Genomic DNA, 23269 nt, shown 5'->3' with positions numbered 1-23269 from the left:
TTGGCAGAAACAGGGATTTTCTGCCTTATTCAGTTCCCTGAAGCTCATCTTTTTCAGGGGATTGAGCACCTTCAATCATGTCTGGAAAGTTTTGTTTCCAGGCCTTAATTCCGGCAGTGTAGCGAAAAACATTTTCATATCCCAGGCGCACGGCCCATTTGGCGGCAATTCCGCTCAGAATTCACCTGAAGTCCCTGCAGTACATGACAATTATTTTTTCTTTGTCCGGACCCATGGCTTCCAGAAGCTGGGACCTTTTATCAGAGGACAAGGACTGGATCTGGGAGAGATCAAAGGGGACATTTATGGCTCCTGGAAGGTGGCCACCATGGTACTCATAGGAGTATCTGTTGTCTATTGCTGCAAATTCGCGGGTATCCTGGTAAAGCTCCATGAGCTGGCTGGAGGTGATTACCTGGTATCCCTCTCTCTGGGCCACGCTCTGGGCGTGATCCCACCATCCTTCAGCAGTTTCTGCAGCAACATGGGGCGAAAGAATAAAAAGTAAGAAAGGAGCCAGAAAAATGCTCAGCCAAATAGTTTTGAAAATCGATTTTTCCATTATTCGCCTTTTGGGGGCCCTGTCCCGGATAGAGTCCAGAGTGATCCGGGACAGGGCCCCCATCGGAGGTGGTGAAGAAGCTTCTTATTCTATGGTGAAACTTCCATCCGGGGTAAAGGAAACATCAGCATCAACATAATATACATTCTGCAGGTCCGGGCGACGATCCAGGAAAAGATAGTATGCTTCCCCGCTTCTGGCTCCGGTGGAGCAGATGAATACAATGGGCTTTTCATCAGTAAAAGAATCAATGTTTTCTTGAAGCTGGTCAACGGTCATATTAATGGAAGAAAGAATATGCCCGCTGCCGAATTCCTGCTGAGAACGGACATCTATCAGCTGGATACTCTCAGGGTTTGTGGCCATGAGTTCAACAAAGAAGTCATTGTCAATGGAACCTTCAAATGGACCTTCTTTAATGTCAGAAACAGGTGCAGGAGCAGGAGGTGCTTCTCTGACAACCTCGGGCGCGGGTTCGGATGGGGTAATATCTTCAATTGTCCAGGAAATATATCTGCTGTCCCATTCAACATTTCCAGATGCATAAACTACAACATTGGTGTAACCCAATTCTTCCGCCTTCCAGGCGGAGTTGTGGCTAAGGGGTCAGGCAAGGTTCTGGCAGTGAAAGATCAGCAGGGTTGACTTATCTTCAGGAAGCAGGTCAGTCATTTCACTGAACTGGCTGTCAGGGATGCTGATGGCCGAAGGGATGTGTCCTCTGTCGTAGCGGGGGCGTTTAGGTCTTGAATCAATAAGAAGCACATCTGTTCTTGGCTCCTGGAGTAAGAGGTTGTCGCAAACGATAGGCTTTACAAAGTCAATGCCTACAATAGTGTGAAATGGTTTGGGAACCTGGGTTGGATCAAACTCCACATCCACAGTGGGTATCTTACCAGAATCATAGGTTGTCCTTGGGCCTTCCTTGGCTGTACATCCGGCCAGAAACAATATGATCAGGGCAGGGATGAATAATAGTGGCATAAAATTTTTGAGAGTGATTTTCATTTTGGCTCCTCCTGTGTTAAGAATCTTTGGTTTTTACTTGCAGGATAATCAGATCAGCTGCAGATGGCATTTCGAGCAGGCTGACCCGGTATTCCCCATGACTTTAATCAACAACTAAAGTTAGGATTTGATAAAGCTGGTCCAAGTGACGTATCGAGCCAATGATTATCTGTTCTTTAGTTCATTGTACCAAAGTTCATGATGGTGTTTGGCATAGTCTTCAGGCACGACACCGGAAAACATGGATTTAAAAGCCGGCCTTTCCTCCCTTGATACAGCAGCCATGTAGATATGGACCAGCAGCCCGGCAAAGGCCAGCCCGGCCATGAGAAAGTGGATGGTCCTGGACCAGGCCACTGGAGTGGGGTTGTTCAGAATAATGGTTGAGATATACATGATCACTCCGGTTATAACCAGGACAAGTCCGGCAATGACCGTCAGCTGAGCAAAGAGTTTTTGTCCTGCATTGTAGAATCCCTGAGGTGGAATGTCAGTGGTCATGCCCATTTTCTTCAGAGCACCCTTTCCAAGGGTGAGCTGGATGTTTTTCTTGATCATCCAGGCTGTATCCCAGGTGGGATTTATGGAAAATATTTCCTTTAGAAAGTCTGTGGTCTGTTTTCGTCTGATGATGATGTAGATTAGAAAAACAGCAGCCCAGATCAAGCCGGTGTAGATATGAAAGGTCAGCAGAGTCTCGCCGCTGCCAAAGATGGTTCGCATGAGACTGGGCCACCAGGCCCCAACGGGATTGATCTGGTCATTCTTTATCAGTCCGAGTCCGGTCAGGGTCAGGAATATCCAGCACAATGCATTGAACCAGTGGATAAAAATAGCTGCCCGGTCATGTCTGTGAATCATTCTGGTGTTCATTTTACACCTCCTCCTTGTTGTCCTGCTGGGAGGATTCAGGGCTGGTGAATATCTGTTTCAGGAACATGGCAGCAACTCCGAGTCCGGACAGACCAACTGCTACTTTGACCAGGGGGTTGACCAGTCCGGTCATGGCCCGATGGGCCATGGGATATTCAACAGGTCCGGGCCAGTCCACAGGCATGGTCTGAGCCAGGTAAAACATATTGGGTTTAGTATCCACCGGCTGGGTGGTGATGCGCACAGTCTGGTGTTCCCGGACCAGTCTGGCAACTTCGCTCTCCGGATCGTTCAGGTCTCCGAAGGTCCTGGCCTTGGTTGGACATGTGTCCACACAGGCCGGTAACAATCCCATATCCAGGCGTTGTTTGCAGAAATCGCATTTGTCAGGGACCCTCTTGGTGGGATGTCTGTACCTGGCTCCATAGGGACAGGCCTTAACACAATTGCCACAACCAATGCACAGATCTTCATTGACGTGGATAATGCCTGTTTCTTCGTCTTTGAAGGTAGCGCCGCTGGGGCAGGCGAAGACACAGGTGGGGTTGTCACACTGCATGCATCCTCCGGGCTGAAAATGAACAAAAGTGTGTTTGCCCATGGTGAAGTCGGGATCAGTATGCTTGATCCAGTTACGCCAGTGCCCTCTGGGCAGATTGTGCTGAACCTTGCAGGAGACCATGCAGGCCTTGCAGTCGATGCAGACTGAGGAGTCAATGACCATGCAGTATTTTTTCTTCATCAGGCCACCTTCCTTATGCTGACAAGAGTTTCATGCATGGCCATGTTTCCCGATATTTCATCGTGATAATCCTCCAGTACTTCGGCTATGCTGGCCCCTTTATTATGGACCAGGCTCATGCCCGGAGATAAAGCTCCGAACCCGGTGGCCATATACACGGTCTGCTTTTCAATTCCCTCGGTCAGTTCAAGCTTGAGTCTGCCAGCTCCTGCCCTGCTGGACACCTCAACCAGATCTCCCTCCTGAAGGCCAAGCCTTAGGGCAGGCTCTGGATGCATGTTCAAGACGTTTTCTTCCATGAATTCAGTCAGCAGTTCATTGTTGGTCTGAGCGTGAGTAAAAAAGGCGGTTCTGCCCACCACCAGCCTGAACTGGTCTTCTGAGGGCATATCCGGACGCTTGTAAACAGGCATGGGGTCCACCCCGGAGCGGGCGTAACGCTGGTTGTAGATCTCTTTGACCCCGGAAAGGGTTTTCAGAGGAGAACCGGCATAGATGCCGTAGACTTTGCTGGGGTTATAGTAAACCCCATCATTTAACATTGCTTCCATGGCTCCATCCAGGCCGTCGACCTGTTGTTCCCGGTACTCTTCAATGGTGAAGTCAAAAGAGTCACCAAGGCCAAGTCTTTTGGCCAGCTCCTGGCAGATCCAGAATGGGGATCTTGACTCAAACATTTCCGGAACCACCGGGTCACGAAGCACGGCGCAGGCGCAAGCTGATGATCCCTGAAGTCCTGAAACCGGATCTTTTCTTTCCAGAAAGCTTGCCCCGGGCAAAACCACATCCGAATACCAGGCCGTGTCAGTCATGGCGATGTCAATATTGACGATAAATTCAAGGTGGTCCATCATCTCCAGGGTCTTGTTCCGATTGGCTGCAGTCTGCATGAAATTTGTCTTGAAATTGAACCATCCCTTGATGGGGTAGGGCTCACCTGAAATTATGGCTTCGCGCATGAGCTGGAATGATCCCTCATGGTCGATAAGTCCTGGAACCAGGCCGGCTTCCACTCGGTCAAAGGGATTGTCGTCGTACCAGGGGATGTCATAGTATGGGGTTTTGACCCCGACTTCGCGAAGAGCCAGCAAGCCTCCAGGCTTATCAAAATTATTCAGCAAAGCATTGGTAATGGCCATGGCGCGTCTGATCTGGGTAGAATTTTTGTAGTCCGAAGTCCTGCGGCCAGGATAGACCATGGCTGCAGGTGCAGCAGCAGTGATCTCCCTGGCGATCCTGACAATATCCTGGGCAGAGATGCCGCACTCGGCTTCAGCCCACTCCGGAGTGTACTGCTGGATGTGCAGGAAAAATTCGTCAAAGCCATAGGTCATTTTAGGGCAGCAACCTTCGGCATCATAGAGCTCTTCTTTAACAATGACATGACACAGGGCAAGGAAGAAGGCCATGTCAGTACCAGGCTTGATCTGGTACCATTCGTCAGCCATGGCTGCAGTTTTGGTAAACCTGGGATCCAGGACAATGATCTTGCATCCGTTTTTCCTGGCCTCGAAGAAATCAATGGTGTCAGGGGTGATAAATGCCTCAAAAGGATTGGCTCCAGCAATTATAACATACTTGCTGAAAAGTACGTCAGGATAAGGTACTTCTCCGATGGTATCCAGGTAGGCTCTGTTTTTGCTGAGCAGGCAAAGGGTTTCATGGGAGGTTATGTTGTATGAGCCGTAAACCTCTGCAAACCTGTGGACAAACTGGGACTGCATGTCAGAACCGGGAATGAACATCATCCCGCATCTGGTATACTTTTCTCCGATCTCCAGCATCTTTTCAGCAGTATAATCCAGGGCCTCTTCCCAGCTGATCCGTTCCCATTTTCCTTCTCCGCGCTTACCTGTTCTTCTAAGGGGATACTTGAGCCGGTCTGGGTCGTAGATATGCTTGACTGCTGCGTTTCCCCTGGCACAGATCATTCCTCTGGACTTGAGAAATTTCGGGTTGGGATCGATTTTTTCTATTACATTGTTTCGGACCCTGGCGATCATTCCACATCGGTTAAAACACATGTCACAGGCAGTGAAATGAGACTCATACTCACCTTTTGCCGGGCGGGAGCCAGCAGCATGAACCCCGGGAACCAGTGACCTGACCAGAGGTGCTGATGCGCCGGAGCTTATGGCTGCTGCAGCCAGGCTGGTTTTCAGGAATTTCCTCCTGCTAAGGGGAGGCATTTTGTCCTTCATCAATAACTCCTTTCCAGGCTAGAATTCGCCCTTTTGATGCTTGCTGTCAGGTTATTCTTAAAATCATCGTGGTTTCCCGGGCCCGGTAACATGCCGGACCCAGGCGAATTTTCAGCTTTAGGTTGAATATCAGCCGCAGCGTTCAGGAGTCGGCGAGTCGGCAGCTCCACCATGCAGATAAGTCAGTATGTCGGTCAGATCGGCCTCGGGCATATCCTTCCAGTGCTCATAACAGGGCAGGTTTTCCTTGTTTTCAAAGACCTCCAGCCATTCAGCCTGGCGCTTGGCATCAGGGCCCAGATAATGAGCAGGAACTGCGCCAATGGGGTTTTCCATGTGGCAGGGGCGACACTCCTGACGGAACAGAAAACGTCCCTTCCTGGGGTTGCCGTCCAGCATGGCCAGGGCAATACCTACCTGAGTGGCAAAGATTATTGCCGCCATAGACATGATTACCATCTTCTTCATTTTCTCCTCCTTGCTTGAAATTGGTCAAAACAGGACTTTGGTTCAGGATTATCTCATGGTCAGATATGCTGCAACATGTTTATTGTGAGTATACACAAGATCATTAAAATTTCTCTTCTGATCATGATGAATCTCCTGATATACTGAACAGCACGAAGCATGCCATAAGTCCTGACGGACAAGCATTAATTTAACTACTTGTTTTTTTGAGGCATTATTTCTGAGCTGGGTATTGTGTTTAAATTAAAACAGGTGTATTTAAACAGGTGATTAATCACCTATGATGGACTTGAGACTGCTTTGAACCCGGGATGAAAACAGGATAATTTCAAAAAGCGATTGCTGGCCAGTGTTGGAATCCGACCAAGATGGAGACCCGGCTGGACCGGGAGGTTTGGCTTGAGGCCAGGTGTTTTTCTGGAGAATAAAAAAGGAGTATATAGTGAAGCCCATAAGTTTTAATATCTATTGCAAAGATATAGTTGAGATCATGCATGAAGGGCTCCTGGTGGTGGCTGAGGACGGTACTGTTCAGATGGTCAACAAAGCTCTGGAAGATATCACCGGCTATTCAAGAGAAGAGCTGCTGGACAAGCCCTGCACCATTTTTAAGTGTGATGCCTGCAAAATAATGAGAAAGACGTCCTCGGATCACTGGTGCAGGCTTTTTGAAAAGAAAAAGATTCTCAAGAAAAAGTGTCATATAATGCGCAAGGACGGATCATATGTCACTGTGTTCAAAACAGCCAGCATACTCTATGATGATGACGGCAGACCCCTTGGCTCGGTGGAAATCATGACGGACATATCTGAACTGGATGTTCTGGACACCAAGGTTCAGCAGCTCTCCAGGATGCTTGATCAGGATACCGTGTTTCATGGGATGGTGGGGCATTCCAGCAGGATGCGCAAGGTCTTTCAGCTGATTGAGAAAGCCGCCCAAAGCGATTTCCCGGTATTTATTTTTGGCGAGTCAGGAACCGGAAAAGAACTGGTGGCCAGGGCGATTCATGAACTTGGTCCCCGCTCCAAGGAACCTTATGTTCAGGTCAATTGCGCTGCCCTTAGCCAGTCTCTTTTGGAATCAGAACTGTTTGGCCATGTAAAGGGAGCTTTTACCGGTGCTGTGCAGCACCGTAAAGGCAGGTTTGAAGTGGCCAATAAAGGAGATATCTTTCTGGATGAGATCGGGGATCTGCCCATGCCGGTTCAGGTCAAGCTTCTCCGGGTTCTGGAAAACAAGACTTTCGAGAGGGTGGGGGAGAGCCGTTCGGTCTTTGTGGATGTTCGCTTCATTACGGCGACTAACAAGCATCTGCCCTCACTTATAGAACAGGATAAATTTCGAGAAGATCTTTTTTACCGGATCAATGTAATTCCCATCCATCTTCCAGCCCTGAGAGAGAGAAAAGAGGACATCCCGCACCTGGTGGATTTTTTTATAAAAAGACTGTCCAAGGCCGGTAAAGGAAAGGTAAAAGGATTAAGTCCAAAGGCCATGAAGATTTTTATGGATTATTCATGGCCTGGAAATGTCCGGGAGCTTAAAAGTGCCCTGGAGTACAGTTTTGTTGTTGCTGATACCGACCTGGTTACCCCGGATCATCTGCCTGACAATCTGACAGCTAAGTCCGCTCCCGGGCCTGATGACAGTTCTTTGGGAAGACCGGTTGATCTGAACCAGAAGAATGAGCTTATTGATGCCCTGCGCCAGAGCAAAGGGAACAAGTCTCAGGCAGCAAGGATCCTGGGGATAAACCGGGTAACTGTATTAAACCGGATGCGCAAATACGGGATTGACCTGAAAAAAGATATTGTTTTTTAGCAAGTTAGGGGAGGATAAACAATCAATCATGCATGAAACACTGGCTTTGACTCCTGAGATGATCTGGGTCCTGGGAATCCTGGGGCTGACTATTATTCTGTTCATATCAGAACTGGTCAGGGTGGATGTGGCCGCTGTAACGATTATGATGATCATCGGGCTGGTGGGACTGATACCCGGCGGTCCTGTACTGGTCCCCGGGGACAGGCTTTTCAGTGGATTTGCCAGTAATGCGGTAATATCCATTATTGCGGTTATCATCCTTGGCAAGGCTCTGGAAAAAACCGGACTTATGAACAAGCTGGCCTTGATGATCCTACGCTGGGGAGGAAGTACAGAACAGCGCATTGTACCGATTATTTCCAGCACTGTAGGGGTTATTTCCGGACTTATGCAGAATGTCGGGGCTGCAGCCCTTTTTATGTCTGTGATCAAGAGTATATCTCTGCGAACCCAGTTGCCCGTGTCCAGGATGCTTATGCCCATGGCTTTCTGTGCCATCCTCGGAGGAACATTGACTCTGATCGGTTCAAGTCCTCTGATCCTTCTTAATGACCTTATTCTGGCCTCCAATACATCCTTGCCTGATAATGTTGAACCCATGAAGACCTTTGGAATGTTCGATGTAACCCCCATAGGTCTGGCCCTGATTTTTTCCGGAGTAGTCTATTTCACCATTTTTGGCCGCTACGTCCTACCGGCCAGAAAAGGCAGTGAGGAACAGGGATTTTCAACTGTCGAATATTTTCGAAAATTATATGGACTTAAAGGAGATATTTTTGAAGTCCATGTCCAGCAGGACAGTCCGTTAAAGGGAAAGACAGTGTCTGAAGCGGAAAGCCTCTTTGGACACAGGGTAGCTGTTATTGGTTTGTACCAGAACAGGGATATGCGTATTTCACCGGCTCACGACATAATCATAGAAACTGGAGCGGTTCTGGGGCTGCTGGGCAACCGGGAAGAAGTCCAGGACATCTGCAAGGGAATGGAACTAAAATGTTTCGGGGTGCTTCGCCATTTTGCCGAAGTACTGTCTTCGGCAACTGCAGGAATCTCTGAGGTGGTGGTTCCTCCGCGCTCGCACATGATCGGCAAGAGCCTTCAGGACATCAGGATGCGCAAGACTTTTGGCACAAGTGTTCTGGCAGTCAACCGGGGAGGACAGGTCATCAGGGGAAATCTCAGGGACCTTCCTCTGCAGGCAGGCGACACCCTGGTTCTGCATAGTCTATGGGAAGACCTGGTGGTCATGGAAAAAAATCCTGATTTTGTGGTCATTTCATCTGATTTTCCCCACGAAGTCATCCTTCATGAAAAGCTTCCCCATGCGGTCATCATTTCACTTATTACTCTTGGCCTGGTCATATTCAGTGACCTTCGTCTTTCAGTATCCCTCATGTCCGGGGCCATTGCCATGATCGTGGCAGGTGTTCTGACCATGGATGAAGCATATAAATCAGTCAGCTGGCAGTCGGTATTTCTCCTGGCCAGTCTGATTCCCCTGGGTCTGGCCATGGAGTCCACTGGAACTGCGGCCTGGGTCGCCATTCAGACCATCAACCTGATGGGGAATGTCCCGGTCTGGGTTCTTCAGGGGGCTGTGGCTGTACTGGCAACTGTGTTCACCCTGCTCATGTCCAACGTGGGAGCTACTATTTTGCTTGTTCCGCTGGCTGTAAACATTGCCGTGCTTGCAGGTGCTGATCCTGCAATGTTTGCCCTGACCGTGGCCATAAGCACTTCCAATTCTTTTCTTATCCCCACGCATCAGGTCAATGCCCTGGTAATGGGGCCAGGAGGTTATAAGAACGCTGATTTTATGCGGGCAGGGTGGATTATGACCATGATATTTCTGGTGGTGTCTCTGGTGGTGTTGAACATAATGTTCTGATTTATCGAATAACCAAGAAGCTTTAAAAAATTCCAAGGATAAGCCATTATGCCGGTAATAACCATTTTCAGCGCTCCATATTGTCGGGAAGAGGAAGTAGCCACCAACTTAGCTGGTGAGTTGAGGATGAAGATACTGAGGGACAGGCAGATTATTTCCAGAGCTGCTTCCAGATATAATATTTCCGAGGATAAATTCTACCGGTCCCTTTATGGCAAAAGTTCCGTCTTTAACGCCTTCACCCGGGAAAAGGAACGGTGCATTGCCTGCTATAAGGCTGTCCTGGCCTCCTGCCTGCTGGAAGAGGACCTTGTGGCCATGGGCTTTGGAGGGTTCCTTATCCCCAAAAAAATAACCCATGTGCTTAAGGTATGTCTCATGGCTGACATGGAATACCGTCTGGAGGTGGCCGGGCAGGAACACAGTCTGGATTCTGGTGGCCTGAAAAAGCTAATAGCCCAGGAAGATGCCAGCAGATATCGCTGGACAGAATACGTGGTCCATCAGGGCCCCTGGCAGTCATCTTTGTATGACATCCTGATTTCCATGGAAAAATATACCATCCCGGAAGTTTCCCGTCTGATCAGGTCCTATGCTAAGAAAGCAGCAACCCTGCCCACCAGGGAATCCATCCAGGCAGCTGAAAATTTTGCCTTAAGTGCTGAAATTGAAGCCGGCATGGCCCTTAAGGGCTGGTTTGTCAGGGTGAATATTGGGGATGGAAAACTTCAGGTCAGGCTGGACAAAAATATCTTGAGACCAGAAAGACTGGAAAAGGAGATTTCAGGTATTGTAGCCGACATTGCCGGAGACATGGAAATTGAGGTGCAGTCAGGACCGGATATGTTTCAGACAGATGTTTACCGTCCCTTTGAATCTGAATCCCCGGCCAGGGTCCTTCTGGTGGATGACGAGCAAAGGTTTGCCCGGACCCTGTCCGAGCGTTTGAGGATGCGCGAGATGGGAACAGCGGTTGTCTACGATGGAGAAGAGGCTTTGGAGCTCATTGACCAGGACGAACCCCAAGTGGTCATCCTTGACCTTAAGATGCCGGAGATCGACGGGGTTCAGGTGCTAAGGCACATCAGGCGAAGTCATCCCAAGGTTCAGGTGATCATCCTGTCTGGAGCAGGGTACGATGAAGACCTGCAGACCTGTCTTGATCTGGGGGCTTTTGCCTGTCTCCAGAAACCTGTGGACATAAGGGAGCTGACCGAAGCAATCCGAAAGGCATATGAAAAACGTTCATCACAGATTGCATAATATCTATTTCATGCCTGAACCAGTCTCCCCGGCGCACTCTCCTTGGGGATCAGGGTGGAGTTGGCCGGGTTCTTTCCCTTGATATCTGCAGAGGTTTACATAAAAGTTTACAAAAATCTGCAAGGTTTACAAGAAGGTTGACTTTACAAAAATAAGGGCTGCTGAAATATTTTCTATGTGTTTTTTGGCTGATATCATTTCCGAACTTCCTAATCCTACAGCAGCAAAGGTTGATTACAGGCAGTAACCTATGTCTTCTGGCCGCGACAATGACCTGGACCAGACCAGTCCCTCTTTTGAGCCGGTTTATGTAGCCAGGCAACCCGTTTTTAACCGGGATATGCAGATCTGGGGATATGAACTTCTTTTCCGTCATAGCCAGGACGTCAACTCAGCTTATTATGAGGATGGTGACATTGCCACTTCCAAGGTCATTGCCGATGGCTTTGGCATGGCAGAAGAATGGCTATCTCCCAACCAGAAGGTTCTGATCAATTACTCCCAGTCCATGCTTTTGCGGGGTTCTCCTCTGGCCCTGCCAGCCGAGCTGGCAGTGGTGGAGATTCTGGAGACTGTCAGTCCTGATGAGGAAATTATCCGGATGTGCCGCCACCTGAAGGACCAGGGTTATACCTTGGCCCTGGATGACTATACTGGCCTGCCCGGTCTTGAGCCCCTGATTGAGCTGGTGGACATTGTCAAGGTGGATATAAGCGGCCTGCCAGCTGCTGACCTGGTTAGGGTGGTCCGGGATTTAAGGAAATTTAACTGTATTCTGCTGGCTGAGAAGGTTGGGGATTTCAAGGCGTTTGATTTATCCAGAGATATGGGCTTTGATCTTTTTCAGGGCTTTTTTTTCAGCAGACCCTGGATTATGACTGGAAAAAAGCTCAATGCCAGTCAGCTGGCAAAGTTGAACCTGATCAACCTGCTTGGTTCTGATGACCTTGACCTTGCAGGGATTGCGGATATTATCAAAACCGATGTATCGCTCAGCTACAGGCTGCTTCGGCTGATCAATTCTGCTGGAATGGGACTGGCCTTCAAGATCAGATCCATTTCCCAGGCTGTGGCCATGCTGGGTCAGCAGAGAATATCAACCTGGCTGCAGATAATAATTCTGGCAGAAATTAATTCTACCCCAAAGGGTCAGGAACTCTTGTTTTTATCTCTACAGCGGGCAAGGTTTTTGGAAAGTGTGGGCAACAGGAGTCCAGGCCTTCCTGTTTCTTCCGGGTCCATGTTTCTGATGGGCCTTTTTTCCTGCCTTGACGCTCTTCTCTCCCAGCCCATGGAAGAAGTCCTGAAAAAAATATCTCTTGAACCAAGGATTTCCAAAGCCCTCAAAGGCAAGGACCCTGAGCTGCAGAAATGGCTGGATCTGGCTCTTTCCTGCGAACACGGACTGTGGATGGATACAGCCCGCCTTTTGAGACAGACCGGGCTGTCATCTGAAGAAACAGCGCTGATCATGAATGAATCTACGGTCTGGGCCAAACGATTTCTTGAAATGAGCTAAGCTTTCTTTTTCTCTGGCCTGCAATATCCCACTCCAGGAAAAAAGCCTGCTTATTCCCAGGATAGTCAAAGCAGCTGGGTTGGGGTGTTTTGGTCCTCAACATCCCGGCCATGGTGTCTGACTCATGATCCAGGAAATGTCAGCTGATATCTGCTGGCTGCTCAGTCCTGTGGTTATTGACCGGCAGGGTAAAGTGAAAAGCAGCCCCCTGGTCCGGTAAGTTTTCCGCCCAGATTTTCCCCCCGTGTTTCTCAACGCACTCTTTGCACAGGAGAAGACCCAGACCTGTTCCCTTTTCTCCTTCAGTTCCCGGATGGGGTGTCTGGCGATTCAAGGTGAACATATTTTTCAGGATCATGGCAGGTATTCCAGTTCCAGTGTCAGTTACTGTAACCTGCAGCCCTTCATCAGAGCTTTGAGCAGAGATTGAAACTTTTCCGTTTTGACCTGTAAACTTAATGGCATTGGATAAAAGATTGCGAAGGATTGTGCTCAAAAGATGTCTGTCAGCCATCACTACTATGTCTTCAGGAATATGTTTGGATAATTGGATGCTTTTTTGTCCAGCCAGTGTCTTAAACAGCTTGAGATTTGACTGGATCAGCTCCAGCACGGAGCAGGGCTCAGGTTCAAAACCAATCAATCCTCTTCTCATGCTGGACCATTCCAGAAGATTGACCAGAAGGTCATAGAGGTTTTCTGCTGACTGATTGAGCTGGGCTGACAGTTCCTGAAGTTCATTCAAGGTGAAGCGGGAAGGATCTTCAGCCATGAGTCCGGTTATGCCAAGAAAACCTGAAAAGGGGGATTTGAGGTCGTGGGCAATAATTGAAAAAAGCTTTTCCTTTTCAGCAAGGGCAGTTTCAAGCTGCTCATTTTTTAGTTTGATCTCTTCTTCGGCCAACTTGCGGTCGGTGATGTCTTCCATGGCCACTATGAGACTTGGCTTGCCCAGAAGGACCACTGGTTCAGCACTGAATCTGACCCAGATTTTTTCCGGGTCAGATTCAGTAGTTCTGATGATATGAGTCTCCATGCCGGATATGGGGGTTTCATCCTTAAGGGCCTGCTTGATTGCTGAATCAATTTCGCATAAAGGACAATGAATGGAATATCCGCATCCTTCAGGATGGCTGAGGCGGTGGATGCAATTGATAAAATCTCCGCATCGTCCGTCTGGGATCATTTTTTGATTAGACTGAAACATATCCATGGCAACCCGGTTTGCATCCAGGATTCTGGCCTGCTGGTCAAAAACTATGATGGCCACGGGTGCAGCAGCCATTATGGACTTCAGTATGTCTCGTTCAGCCTGGAGAGCTTCCTGGGGGTTTAAGCCGGAATAATCGGGTGATCCGGTAATCAGACCCTGGTCAATTTTTTTTTCTAGGGCAGATGGTTTGCTGTTCTTATCCATGGGATGATGAGTGTTATTAAAGTTTAAAGATATTATCCACTGGTGATCCAGGGTGTTCTTAGGTGTATATTCTGATCAAAATTCAATAGATTAGTCAACAGTTATCGATTTCGACCTGGTATACGATTATACCTGATCCCGAAGTATATCAGGTTTGGATCTGAACCCTAGTTATTGTATTTGGGATAATGCTCATACTGGCAACTATTCTATGTCTTATTTATCTGGCTGTCTTCATCCGGCACAGGTTCAAGTCCATGCCCCCGGGAACGGATTACCAAAGCATAGTCTATAATGTCTGGCCTGGGGATGTCCGTTTTATTTACGATCTGCGCTATGAAGATGAAAAGGGCAGTCTGGTTTTTGAAGAAAGTATTCATCCGGAAATGTTTGCATTGATCCAGTCTGCTCAAGACAAAGTCTTGGCAGATATGTTTTTGTATAACACCGACCATGGTCGGAATGCTCAGGAACCAGACCACAGACCCAACAGCACCAGCCTGACTGATTTATTGTGCACCAAGGCTGATCAGGGTCTGGACGTGATGCTCATCACTGATGAAATAAACTGTTTTTATCGTTCCTATGCTTCACCCATTCTAAACCGGCTGGAATCCCACCAAGTTAAGACAGTAATTACCGACCTGGACCGGCTGCGTGATCCAAATCCGCTTTATTCAACATGGTATCGCATGTTTTTGTCCTGGCTTCCTGGTTTCGGAAAAGGTTTGATTCCTCATCCTTTTGGGCATCCCCAGAGAACAATCACCTTGTCGGCCCTGTTCAGATCTCTGAACTTCAAGGCCAACCACCGCAAGGTCCTGGTGGTTGACTCGCATACGGCAGTCGTCACATCAGCCAATCCCCATGATCCCAGCAGTCTGCATTCCAATATAGCCATCATCATCAAAGGAGCTCCTGCCAGGGAGGCGGAATACGCTGAACATGCAGTGGCAGCTTTTTCAGGGTTTCCTGCCCTGGGCTCAGCAAAAAAGAGTGCTGGGAGGCCTGTTGCTGCCCAGGGCAATACAGCAGGAGAGTGTGAATCACGTTACCAGATCCAGCTGCTTACAGAAAAGAAGATCAAAGATCGATTGATCCGGGAGATCCAGGATTCTTTCAGAGGAGATCTGATCATGGTTGGCATGCTTTACCTTACCCATCGCCAAATCATAAGAGAACTTAAAGAGGCAGCAGGGAGAAAGGTTGAAGTGCGGATAATCCTGGACTCCAGTGAGCACGCCTTTGGAATGAAAAAGTATGGTATCCCCAACAGGCACGCTGCCCTGGACCTGGCCGTTGATCCCTGTTTTGGAGATAATTTGAATGTCCGGTGGTACAAGACCAACGGTGAACAGTTTCATTCCAAACTGGTGGCGGTCAAACGGGCAGAGTCTTTTGTGCTCATGGCCGGGTCAGCCAACCTGACCTCCAGGAATCTTGATAATTACAACCTAGAATTGGATCTTTGGATCAAAACCCGGCCGGACTCGACTTTATCCAGGGATGTAGAGGGTTATTTTGACAGGATCTGGTTCAACAAAGGGGGCAAATATACTCTGGATTATGATGCTGCCAAGGATGAGAGCAGGATTAAGTATCTCCTGTACAGGTTCCAGGAGGCCAGTGGCATGTGCACCTATTGATTGAGGGTGTGAACTGCAGATGGCCGCCCATATCAGGGGCAAAACCTGTGGATCTGAATTGATTGTCAGGACCATGAACTGCCGTGGTCATTAAAAATTGTTCATCAGCAGTTCATGGTATTGCCCCTTGAGTTCGTTTTTCGGCTGATTTTTGTCTTCAGCTATAAAGAAAATACTGACTTGGTTTTGGTTCAGCGACAGTGTGCCTGTTTTTCTTCATAGTCCGCTGCAGATTAAGGACAAGCTATTGAGGGCTTGGAATGAAGTCTTGGACTGCTCACTTTTTTTTGCCTGCCACCAGGTAGATAGGATCGCTGAGCCATGTTTTGTCAATGTGCGGATCATCTTCCGGTCTCCACCAGTTGCGAATGCTGACGGTTTCCAGGTCTTTGAAATGTCCGGTCTGATCCAGGGTGTCCAGAACCAGTCCCATCCGTTCGAATTCGTGTAGTTCCTGCCATATTCGGGTTACCTTGGACGGAAACCAGCGGTTGGAAAATCCGATCATGAAAACGCCTGACGGACGAAGGACCCTGGCTGCTTCTCTGGCCAGTTGATAGGGTTTAACAGCATATTCTATAGACAGGCTGCAGAGCAGAGCATCGTATGAATCGTTGGCAAATGGAAGTTCAGGATTCAGGTTCAGGTCGTGGACAATACGATTGCTCAGCCGGGTATTGGCATCCATTTCTTTCTGGTTTAGACCTAGTCCGTCCACTTTTGCCTCCAGCTCTGATGGCAGGTGGGAATTCATGCTGGCCATAAGATCCAGAATCCTCATTCCGGGTTTAAGGCGATTTCCATACTCATGGCACAGGAATTTATCAGCCTGGGCATCAATATGGTTGATGAGTCTGGGCATTTTATAGAAAAGCTGATCATCTGTGCGGTCGGTTCGATCCAGGGCCCCAAGGGAGATGTATTCTGTTGCCCCATCCTTTGTTCCGGCCTGCATGCCCGGTCCTGTTCCCAGGATCTCCTCCATCCAGTGGCTCAGCCTGCCACCGGTTTCACAATTGTTTTGGGCCAAGTCCTCCAGCCTGACTTTTATGCTCAAAGGGTAATCAGACAGGGGGTGGGCCAGATCTGAAGAAATGGTCTTGTCATCTATGGACAGGACCCGGCAGGGTCTTTGATCCTGAGGGAAAAAATGAACTCCTCCCAGCATTCCGCGGGGATAGAAGCGTCCTGGTCTGGGAGTTATTGATCTGCCCTGGAACCTGCGGGCAGTGAAATTCTTGCAAAGGGTGTTTATGTTATCACTGGGTTTACGGGCTGGAACAGCCTGGCCAGGAGCATAGTCCAAGGATATTGACTTGCCCTTTTCCAGGTCCATGAGTCCGTCCTTCATGCCTGGAGGAAATATGTCCCTCCAGAGGTTTACCTTTCTGGCCAGGTAAATCTCCTGGTGTAAGGCCTGGTTGCTGTTCCAGTTAATTATAAAATTGAGTGTTGCCAGACAGTTGATGTCTAATCGAGTCATTGCCTCCTTCTTTGCTCACCCTGAATTGGGTTCTGTGGTTTTGGATCTTGACTGTTTCCAGTTCAGTCAGTTCACATGAAGTTAATGTTCCAAGCGGGTTAGTCAACAGGTCATTGGGGCAGGTGGTCACATTTTGGGGAATTTTTGTGGAAGATAGAGATATTCGGCTTCTTAGGCTATACGTAAAGTTGCTGGAGATAAGTGAATAGACGGGATTTATCAGAGCAGAAGATTGGGAAAAGATGAGCCAGCTGGAAGACAGGTTGGCGGAGAGGGTGGGATTCGAACCCACGTGCCCCGGTTAAGGGACAAGGCGATTTCGAGTCGCCCCCGTTACGGCCACTTCGGTACCTCTCCGGACCATGCTAAAAAAAGTGCTGTGAAAGACCTGATCAGCAGGCGGAACGATTTCTCTTGTTCTGAAAAAAGTTTTTGAGAAGCAAAGAGCAATCATCTTCCAACAAGCCGTTAATAAACCAGAATTTGTGATTTACCCACTGTAGTTCCACTATGTCAAGACGAGAGATTACAGCACCTGCCTTGGGGTCCCTTGCTCCGAAGACAAGCCCGGATAGCCTGGCTTGAATCAAGGCTCCAACACACATAAGACAGGGTTCCAGGGTGACTACCAGGACCGAGTTGGCAAGGCGATAGTTCTGTCTGGCCTCTGCTGCTTTGCGTATGGCAAGGATTTCGGCATGGGCTGAAGGATCATTAAGTTTGATGCAGTTATTGTGAGCCCTGGACAAGATCTGGCCGGAGCCGGTGTCCACCACCAGGGCCCCCACAGGGACTTCCCCCATTTCGGCCGCTGATCCGGCCTGGATCAGTGCCTGACCCATAAGGTATGGCCAGTCAAGTTTGGTCAGATCAGAATCCTCCACGCAGGTATCTGATCCCTGAGGCAATGATTTCAGTGCCCGGAGTGGATCTTGCACCTCTGGTCCATGCCGGATGGTTGGTGGGATGGTTGAATGCCTCTGGATGCGGCATAAGGCCCAGTACTCGTCCGGTGGGATCGGTCAGCCCGGCTATGGCCAATGGTGAGCCATTGGGATTCAGAGGATACTCCTGGGTGGGTTCCTTGGTTCTGGGATCAATATACTGCAGGGCGATCAACTGCTGGGATACGAGATCAGCCATGAGCTGGTCGTTTTTGGTGACCAGTTTTCCCTCTCCATGACGGACAGGAAGGAATATGTAATCAATCCCCTTGAGAAAAACGCACGGCGAGTCTGGATTAGCCTTGAGGTGAACCCACCGATCTTCAAACCTGGCTGAATCATTGTGGGTTAAACTGACCTGGCGTTCAAAGGATTTGCCTCCGGCTGCCGGGAGCAGTCCAAGTTTGACCAAAAGTTGGAATCCATTGCAGATGCCCAGGATGATCCGGCCGGAATCATAAAATGCCCTTAAATCATCAATTAGTCTGGAACCTTGATCAGTTGATGAGTATTTCCAGCGCAGGGCTGCAGCCTGGGCTGCTCCGAGGTCGTCTCCGTCGAGAAAGCCTCCAGGAAAAATAAGAAAATTATAATCATTGAGCTTGCTCTTGCCAACCACCAGGTCCGAGAAATAGCAGATATCCACGGTATCAGCTCCTCCGAGCCTGGCTGCATGGGCAGTTTCCCGTTCGCAATTAGTTCCGTAGCCGGTGACCACCAGGGTTTTTACCTTTGTCATGATTTACTCTTAGAAGTTGTTAATTATGTTTAAGTTCTGTGATGAATGGATGTTCCCTGACAAGAGAGTCAGCCTCCCGGGCTGGAAGGGGTCTGGAAAAATAGTAGCCTTGGGCGTAGTTGCAGTTTAGAGCCCTTAGGCTGTGCATCTGCTGGGGATTTTCAATGCCTTCAGCCACAACGTTCAATCCAAGGCTGTGTCCCATGGCCAGGATAGCCTTGACCAAGGCCAGCCCGTTGTCGGTTGAAAGCATGTTGGTAAAGGAGCGGTCGATTTTAATGTAATCAATGGGCAGTTGCTGCAGGTAGTTGAGGGAAGAATAACCGGTTCCAAAGTCATCCACAGACAGTTGAACGCCCAGGCTTTTAATTCTGTTCAAGGCAGCAATGGATTTTTCAGCATGGTCCATGACCACGCTTTCAGTGAGTTCCAGGTTGATATCGCTGGGATCAACCTGGGATTTGGAAAAAATTTCTTCCAGGGAGTTCAATAGACCCATATTTCTGAACTGGACTCCTGAAAGGTTGATGTTCATTTTAAGATCAAGACCGGACTTTTTCCAGCTGGACAGCTGGGCGCAGGCAGTGTTCAGGACCCATTCGCCCATGGGAATGATAAGCTCGGTTTCTTCAGCAATAGGTATGAACACGCTGGGTGGAACCAGTCCTTTTTCTGGATGCATCCAGCGGATAAGTGCCTCGAATCCAGTTATCCGGCCATCGCTCAGGCTTACAACTGGCTGATAATACAAGATAAATTCTTTGCGGGCAATGGCTTTGCGCAGCTCAGTCTCAATGGTCAGAAGTTCAGTAACCTGGGCATGCATTATCGGATCAAAAACAATATAGCTGTTGGGCGCAGTGGATTTTGCTCTGTGCAGAGCCGTGTCAGCATCCCGGAAAATCTGTTCAGGTTCAGTATATGTGGTTGATCCCACCACGATGCCCATGGAACATGTGGCAAAAATTTCGTTTTGATCAACAATGAACGGTTCAGTAAATTGATCCTTTATTTTTTCGGCCCTAAGGGCGGCTTCTGGTAGATCAGAAACTTCTATCAGCAGGACAAAGTCGTCTCCGCCAATATGGGCCACAGTATCTTTTTTGCGAACACTTTTTTCCAGTCGGCCAGCCACCATTTTTATAAGCTGATCCCCTGCTTTGTGCCCCAGTGAGTCATTGATTATCTTGAAGCGGTCCAGATCAACATGGATTACAGCAAAGAAATAATTGGGGTCTTCATGTTTGGTCCGGATGGCTTTTTGCAGTCTGTTGCCAAGGAGTTCGCTGTTGGGCAGTCCGGTCAGCTTACTGTAAAATGTCCTCTGGCGAAGTTCCTCTTCAACCCGCCTTTTATCGGTCAAGTCAAAAAGTGAAACAACGTATGAGTCCCATTCCGGAATGGTAGCTACCTTGGCAAACAGTATTTTTTGAGAGCCGTTGCGGGTCAGCCCCAGCAGTTCGTATTCACTGGGCACGGATCCAGGATCTGTGAAGCGTTTTTCAAAATACGAAGAAACTCTTGGCAGGTCATCAGGGTGAACAAACTGGGAAAAATGTATTTTATCTTGGATTTCTTGTCTGGAATATCCGGACAGATCGCAGAATTCATTGTTGACCATTCCAATCAGGCCGCTTTTTGAGTTGACTATGACCATGGCACTTTTGGTGGCTTCAAAGATGGTTCGGTAACGCTTTTCCGATTCCATCAATTCCCGGGTCCTTTCCCTGACTTTATTTTCCAGATCAGAAGTGTAGTTCTTGATTTCCAGAGCCTGGGCACGCATGGTGAGGTGGGTGTTTATTCTTGATAAAAGCTCAGAGCGGTCAAAGGGTTTGCTGACAAAATCAACTCCGCCTGCCTCCAGACCTCTGGCTTTGACCTTGGGGTCATCCACAGCAGAAATGAATATAACCGGAATATCTCTGGTGGCAGGATTATCCTTGATTTTTTGGCAGACTTCTATCCCGTCCATGCCCTCCATGACTAGGTCCAGCAAAACAAGATCGGTTTCCGGGCTGACTTTTTCCAGGGCTGTAAAGCCGTCCTGGGCTTCCTGGACATCGGCCATGGGGGTCAGAAATCTTTTGAGCATGGAACGATTTATCAGTTCGTCATCTACAACGAGGATCTGCGATTTCATAATATTAATTGCCAGTTGGTTGTTCTGAATGATCCATTGCCTGGTCTGTGCAGAGACAGGCAGTTTTATCTGGTTTTAAATTTTTTGACCAGACCTTCCAGTTCCTCGGCCATGCTGGAAAGTTTTTCTGAACTGGATTTAACTTCCTTGCTGCCCTGATTGAAGGCCTCTGATGAATCGCTGAGTCTGACTATGTCCCGGTTCATTTCAGAGGTGACTGTTGAGGACTGGGCAACATTGACATTGACTTCAAGTATCCCGGACGATGCCTGGGACACGTTTTCAGCAATGTCCCGGGTAGTGATGCTCTGTTCTTCTACAGCAGCAGCAATGGTACCCACGAATTGATCCACATCGGTGATAACCTTCATTACCAGGGATATCTCTTCAATGGTGCCCCTGGTAGATTCCTGAATGCTGTTGACCTGCTGCTTGATCTCTTCAGTTGCCTGGGCGGTCTGGTTAGCCAGTTCTTTGATTTCATTGGCCACCACAGCAAAACCCTTGCCTGCCTCTCCAGCCCGGGCTGCCTCAATGGTGGCATTAAGGGCCAGCAGGTTGGTCTGGGAGGATATGGACATGATGGTTTGGGATACTTTCCCGATTTCCTGAGCAGCCTGGCCCAGGAGATTGACCCGGTCGGAAGCGCTTCGGGCCTGTTTGACAGCCTTGTCTGTGATGCGACCTGCCTGGTCTGCATTATCAGATATTTCCGCTATGGTTGAACTCATTTCTTCGGCAGCAGTGGCCACAGTGGAGACATTGGACGAGGCCTGATCCATGGCTGATGCCACTGAGTTCATGTTCATACTCATCTCTTCTGAAGCAACAGCAACGGTACTGGTTCTGGAAGTCATTTCTTCGGACTCATGGGACAGTTTTCCAGATACTGAGTCCAGATCTCTGGCTGATGACAGCAGTTCGCCAGCCTTGCTGGATATGTTTTCCAGCATTGTCCGCAGATTAATGCTCATTCGGTTGAGATCCTGGATCATCCGGCCCAGCTCATCCTGTTTGCTGGTCGGGATGTCCCGGCTCAGATCCCCGCCGGCCATCTCCTTGAGATAATTTCCCACCTGTTTTAAAGGATTGACAATGCTTTTATTGACAATCATCAGCACCAGTGCGCTGATCGCCAGGAGAATCAGTCCGGTCCAGGCCATCATCCCGGCCTGGGTCCTTTTTACAGCTGCATTGGCGCTCTCCAGGGAGGTTATGATTTCAAAGGCCCCGTGAACTTCCCCGACACTCCAGCCTTCCTTGATCCCTCCGATGGGGTCGGGTTCTCCTTTGGGGGCTCCATGGCAGTACATGCAGTCCTGGCTGAGGGTGATGGGTCTGAAATATCTAATTTCGTCCCGGGTGATGATGATTGTTTCATCAGTATAGTTCTTCTGGAAATCCAGAAGAACTTCTCTTTCCACCGGGTCCGGCTCATTGTCCGGGTTTCTGGGATTGATTTTGGGAACCCTGAATGTGTAACCAGCTTCTTGGGCGTTTTCCTGGGCTATGCGCATGGCCGTCACAATGGGAACCGCCTCCAGGATCTGCTCTTTGGTTTCCAGCTCGTCAAAAGGCCGCATTACGCCGGTGCTGATCTTGTGGGCCATGTTTTCCCTGGCCGCTTCCGCCATGACCACTATGGCCCTGCTTGTTTCAATAATGGATTTGTGCGTGTTTTCCCTGGTCTGGTTCATCTGATGGAGCATGAAGACAACGGCCACAATGGCCGGACCGGCCAGGGCAACTGTAAGGATTTTCCATTTTACACTAATTTCGTTCCAGTTCATAAAGGTGTCTCATGTTCTGCTCCTGCCGGTCGATTCTGTTGCTGCCAAACGACTATGTCAGTTATGGACTGAGTCAGGAGGGCAGGCTGTCAATCAGATGCCAGTTAAACTAAAAATGCCAGTCTGGCTTGAATGGCAGCTGATCCTGCCAGGGCAGGGCATCATATGCTTAATACCTTGGCCCGGGATACGGTTTGAGCCGGGCCATACCTGACCAGGGAAAGCAGATGGACGTTTTTTAGAAAAAAACATACCAGTTGCCAAGAAAAAAACTAGGCAATTTCAGACCATGGCTTGTCCAAAAAAAACTTATATTGACAGCTAATCGCCTTTAAATCAATCTTCATCTGGTATGATTTTATGGTTATGGTATTAAAGATAAGGCCAGGGGTGTCGATTAATTGTAAGGGGGACTGAACCCCCTGGATGCCTGAGGAGGACCTGATGACTGAAGATGGCAAAGATGTACTGGTATTGGTGGAGGAAAATATTGTTGCGTCCACATCCCAGAATTTAAAACAGATGATAAAAGACGCCATTTCACCGGGCATGAAGACTCTTATTCTGGATCTGGACCGGGTTGAGCAGGTTGACTCCATTGGAATGGGAGTACTCATTGCGGCATATAATACATTACGCAAGGAAAACATAGAATTCAAGCTGGTCAATGTTGGTGAAAATATTTACGACCTGTTCAGGGTAATGAGGCTGGACAAGCACTTTGAGGTTGAAATCAAGGCCTGATCATGACCCAA

19 protein-coding genes and 1 tRNA gene are annotated in these 23269 nt (G+C 48.7%); 6 read left to right on the top strand and 14 right to left on the bottom strand.

Annotated features, from left to right (window positions below; translation table 11 throughout):
- Window positions 1-25 precede the first annotated feature (25 nt).
- The 7 genes from P771_RS0107525 to P771_RS0107490 form a co-directional block, all read right to left on the bottom strand.
- Window positions 26-562: a rhodanese-like domain-containing protein gene (locus tag P771_RS0107525; protein WP_271121210.1), complete on the bottom strand. Its 537-nt coding sequence runs from the start codon at window positions 560-562 to the stop codon at window positions 26-28.
- Window positions 563-646: 84 nt separating this feature from the next.
- Window positions 647-1132, bottom strand: a complete 486-nt coding sequence (locus P771_RS0107520) for a rhodanese-like domain-containing protein (RefSeq protein WP_028574666.1) — start codon at window positions 1130-1132, stop codon at window positions 647-649.
- A 36-nt stretch (window positions 1133-1168) separates the two neighbouring features.
- Window positions 1169-1570, bottom strand: a complete 402-nt coding sequence (locus P771_RS0107515; protein WP_028574665.1) for a rhodanese-like domain-containing protein — start codon at window positions 1568-1570, stop codon at window positions 1169-1171.
- Window positions 1571-1735: 165 nt separating this feature from the next.
- Window positions 1736-2443 (bottom strand): formate dehydrogenase subunit gamma, encoded by a 708-nt coding sequence (locus tag P771_RS0107505; protein ID WP_028574664.1) that lies wholly within the window; start codon window positions 2441-2443, stop codon window positions 1736-1738.
- Between the two features lies 1 nt (window position 2444).
- Window positions 2445-3185: a 4Fe-4S dicluster domain-containing protein gene (locus P771_RS0107500; protein WP_028574663.1), complete on the bottom strand. Its 741-nt coding sequence runs from the start codon at window positions 3183-3185 to the stop codon at window positions 2445-2447.
- A complete protein-coding gene (locus P771_RS0107495; RefSeq protein ID WP_028574662.1) occupies window positions 3185-5386 on the bottom strand; it encodes a molybdopterin-containing oxidoreductase family protein in 2202 nt (733 codons plus the stop codon). The genes P771_RS0107500 and P771_RS0107495 overlap by 1 nt, the downstream gene beginning before the upstream one ends.
- Window positions 5387-5515: 129 nt before the next feature.
- Window positions 5516-5854 (bottom strand): cytochrome c, encoded by a 339-nt coding sequence (locus P771_RS0107490; protein WP_028574661.1) that lies wholly within the window; start codon window positions 5852-5854, stop codon window positions 5516-5518.
- A 451-nt stretch (window positions 5855-6305) separates the two neighbouring features.
- On the opposite strand from P771_RS0107490, the gene P771_RS0107480 reads away from it, so the two are divergent.
- From P771_RS0107480 to P771_RS0107465, 4 genes are all read left to right on the top strand, one after another.
- Window positions 6306-7679: a sigma-54 interaction domain-containing protein gene (locus P771_RS0107480; RefSeq protein ID WP_422614946.1), complete on the top strand. Its 1374-nt coding sequence runs from the start codon at window positions 6306-6308 to the stop codon at window positions 7677-7679.
- Between the two features lie 28 nt (window positions 7680-7707).
- The gene (locus P771_RS0107475) at window positions 7708-9570 is read left to right on the top strand and encodes an SLC13 family permease (protein WP_028574659.1); all 1863 of its coding nucleotides are present in this window, start codon (window positions 7708-7710) and stop codon (window positions 9568-9570) included.
- Between the two features lie 48 nt (window positions 9571-9618).
- Window positions 9619-10833: a response regulator gene (locus tag P771_RS0107470; RefSeq protein ID WP_028574658.1), complete on the top strand. Its 1215-nt coding sequence runs from the start codon at window positions 9619-9621 to the stop codon at window positions 10831-10833.
- A gap of 250 nt (window positions 10834-11083) precedes the next feature.
- Window positions 11084-12352, top strand: coding sequence for an EAL and HDOD domain-containing protein (locus P771_RS0107465; RefSeq protein ID WP_051617186.1), 1269 nt, complete (start codon window positions 11084-11086; stop codon window positions 12350-12352).
- 139 nt (window positions 12353-12491) lie between these two features.
- Here P771_RS0107465 and P771_RS0107460 read toward each other — a convergent pair whose 3' ends face one another.
- On the bottom strand, window positions 12492-13769 hold the full coding sequence (locus P771_RS0107460; RefSeq protein WP_028574656.1) for a PAS domain-containing sensor histidine kinase: 1278 nt from the start codon (window positions 13767-13769) through the stop codon (window positions 12492-12494).
- 188 nt (window positions 13770-13957) lie between these two features.
- Between P771_RS0107460 and P771_RS16855 the strand changes: the two genes are divergently transcribed.
- On the top strand, window positions 13958-15415 hold the full coding sequence (locus tag P771_RS16855) for a phospholipase D-like domain-containing protein (protein ID WP_051617185.1): 1458 nt from the start codon (window positions 13958-13960) through the stop codon (window positions 15413-15415).
- 277 nt (window positions 15416-15692) lie between these two features.
- Here the strand turns inward: P771_RS16855 and P771_RS0107450 are convergent, their stop codons facing one another.
- From P771_RS0107450 to P771_RS0107425, 6 genes are all read right to left on the bottom strand, one after another.
- Entirely contained in the window at window positions 15693-16898 is a 1206-nt protein-coding gene (locus P771_RS0107450; protein WP_028574655.1) for a class I SAM-dependent methyltransferase, read from the bottom strand.
- Between the two features lie 264 nt (window positions 16899-17162).
- Window positions 17163-17255: transfer RNA gene (locus tag P771_RS0107445), tRNA-Ser, on the bottom strand.
- Window positions 17256-17290: 35 nt separating this feature from the next.
- Window positions 17291-17782 (bottom strand): tRNA adenosine(34) deaminase TadA, encoded by a 492-nt coding sequence (gene tadA, locus P771_RS0107440; RefSeq protein WP_244147305.1) that lies wholly within the window; start codon window positions 17780-17782, stop codon window positions 17291-17293.
- Window positions 17769-18581 carry a phosphoribosylformylglycinamidine synthase subunit PurQ gene (locus tag P771_RS0107435; protein WP_028574653.1) on the bottom strand — a complete coding sequence of 271 codons (813 nt, stop codon included), beginning with the start codon at window positions 18579-18581 and terminating at the stop codon, window positions 17769-17771. Before P771_RS0107435 ends, tadA begins: the two co-directional genes overlap by 14 nt.
- A 19-nt stretch (window positions 18582-18600) precedes the next feature.
- Window positions 18601-20724, bottom strand: coding sequence for a two-component system response regulator (locus P771_RS18265; protein WP_028574652.1), 2124 nt, complete (start codon window positions 20722-20724; stop codon window positions 18601-18603).
- A 65-nt stretch (window positions 20725-20789) separates the two neighbouring features.
- Entirely contained in the window at window positions 20790-22514 is a 1725-nt protein-coding gene (locus tag P771_RS0107425) for a methyl-accepting chemotaxis protein (RefSeq protein ID WP_028574651.1), read from the bottom strand.
- Window positions 22515-22958: 444 nt separating this feature from the next.
- Here P771_RS0107425 and P771_RS0107415 point away from each other — a divergent pair, with 444 nt between their 5' ends.
- Complete coding sequence (locus tag P771_RS0107415) at window positions 22959-23258, top strand: STAS domain-containing protein (RefSeq protein WP_028574650.1); 300 nt, start codon at window positions 22959-22961, stop codon at window positions 23256-23258.
- Window positions 23259-23269 lie beyond the last annotated feature (11 nt).

Source organism: Desulfonatronovibrio hydrogenovorans DSM 9292, assembly GCF_000686525.1.
In the GTDB taxonomy this organism is placed as follows: domain Bacteria; phylum Desulfobacterota; class Desulfovibrionia; order Desulfovibrionales; family Desulfonatronovibrionaceae; genus Desulfonatronovibrio; species Desulfonatronovibrio hydrogenovorans.
This window is presented reverse-complemented; position numbering and strand designations above follow the sequence as displayed.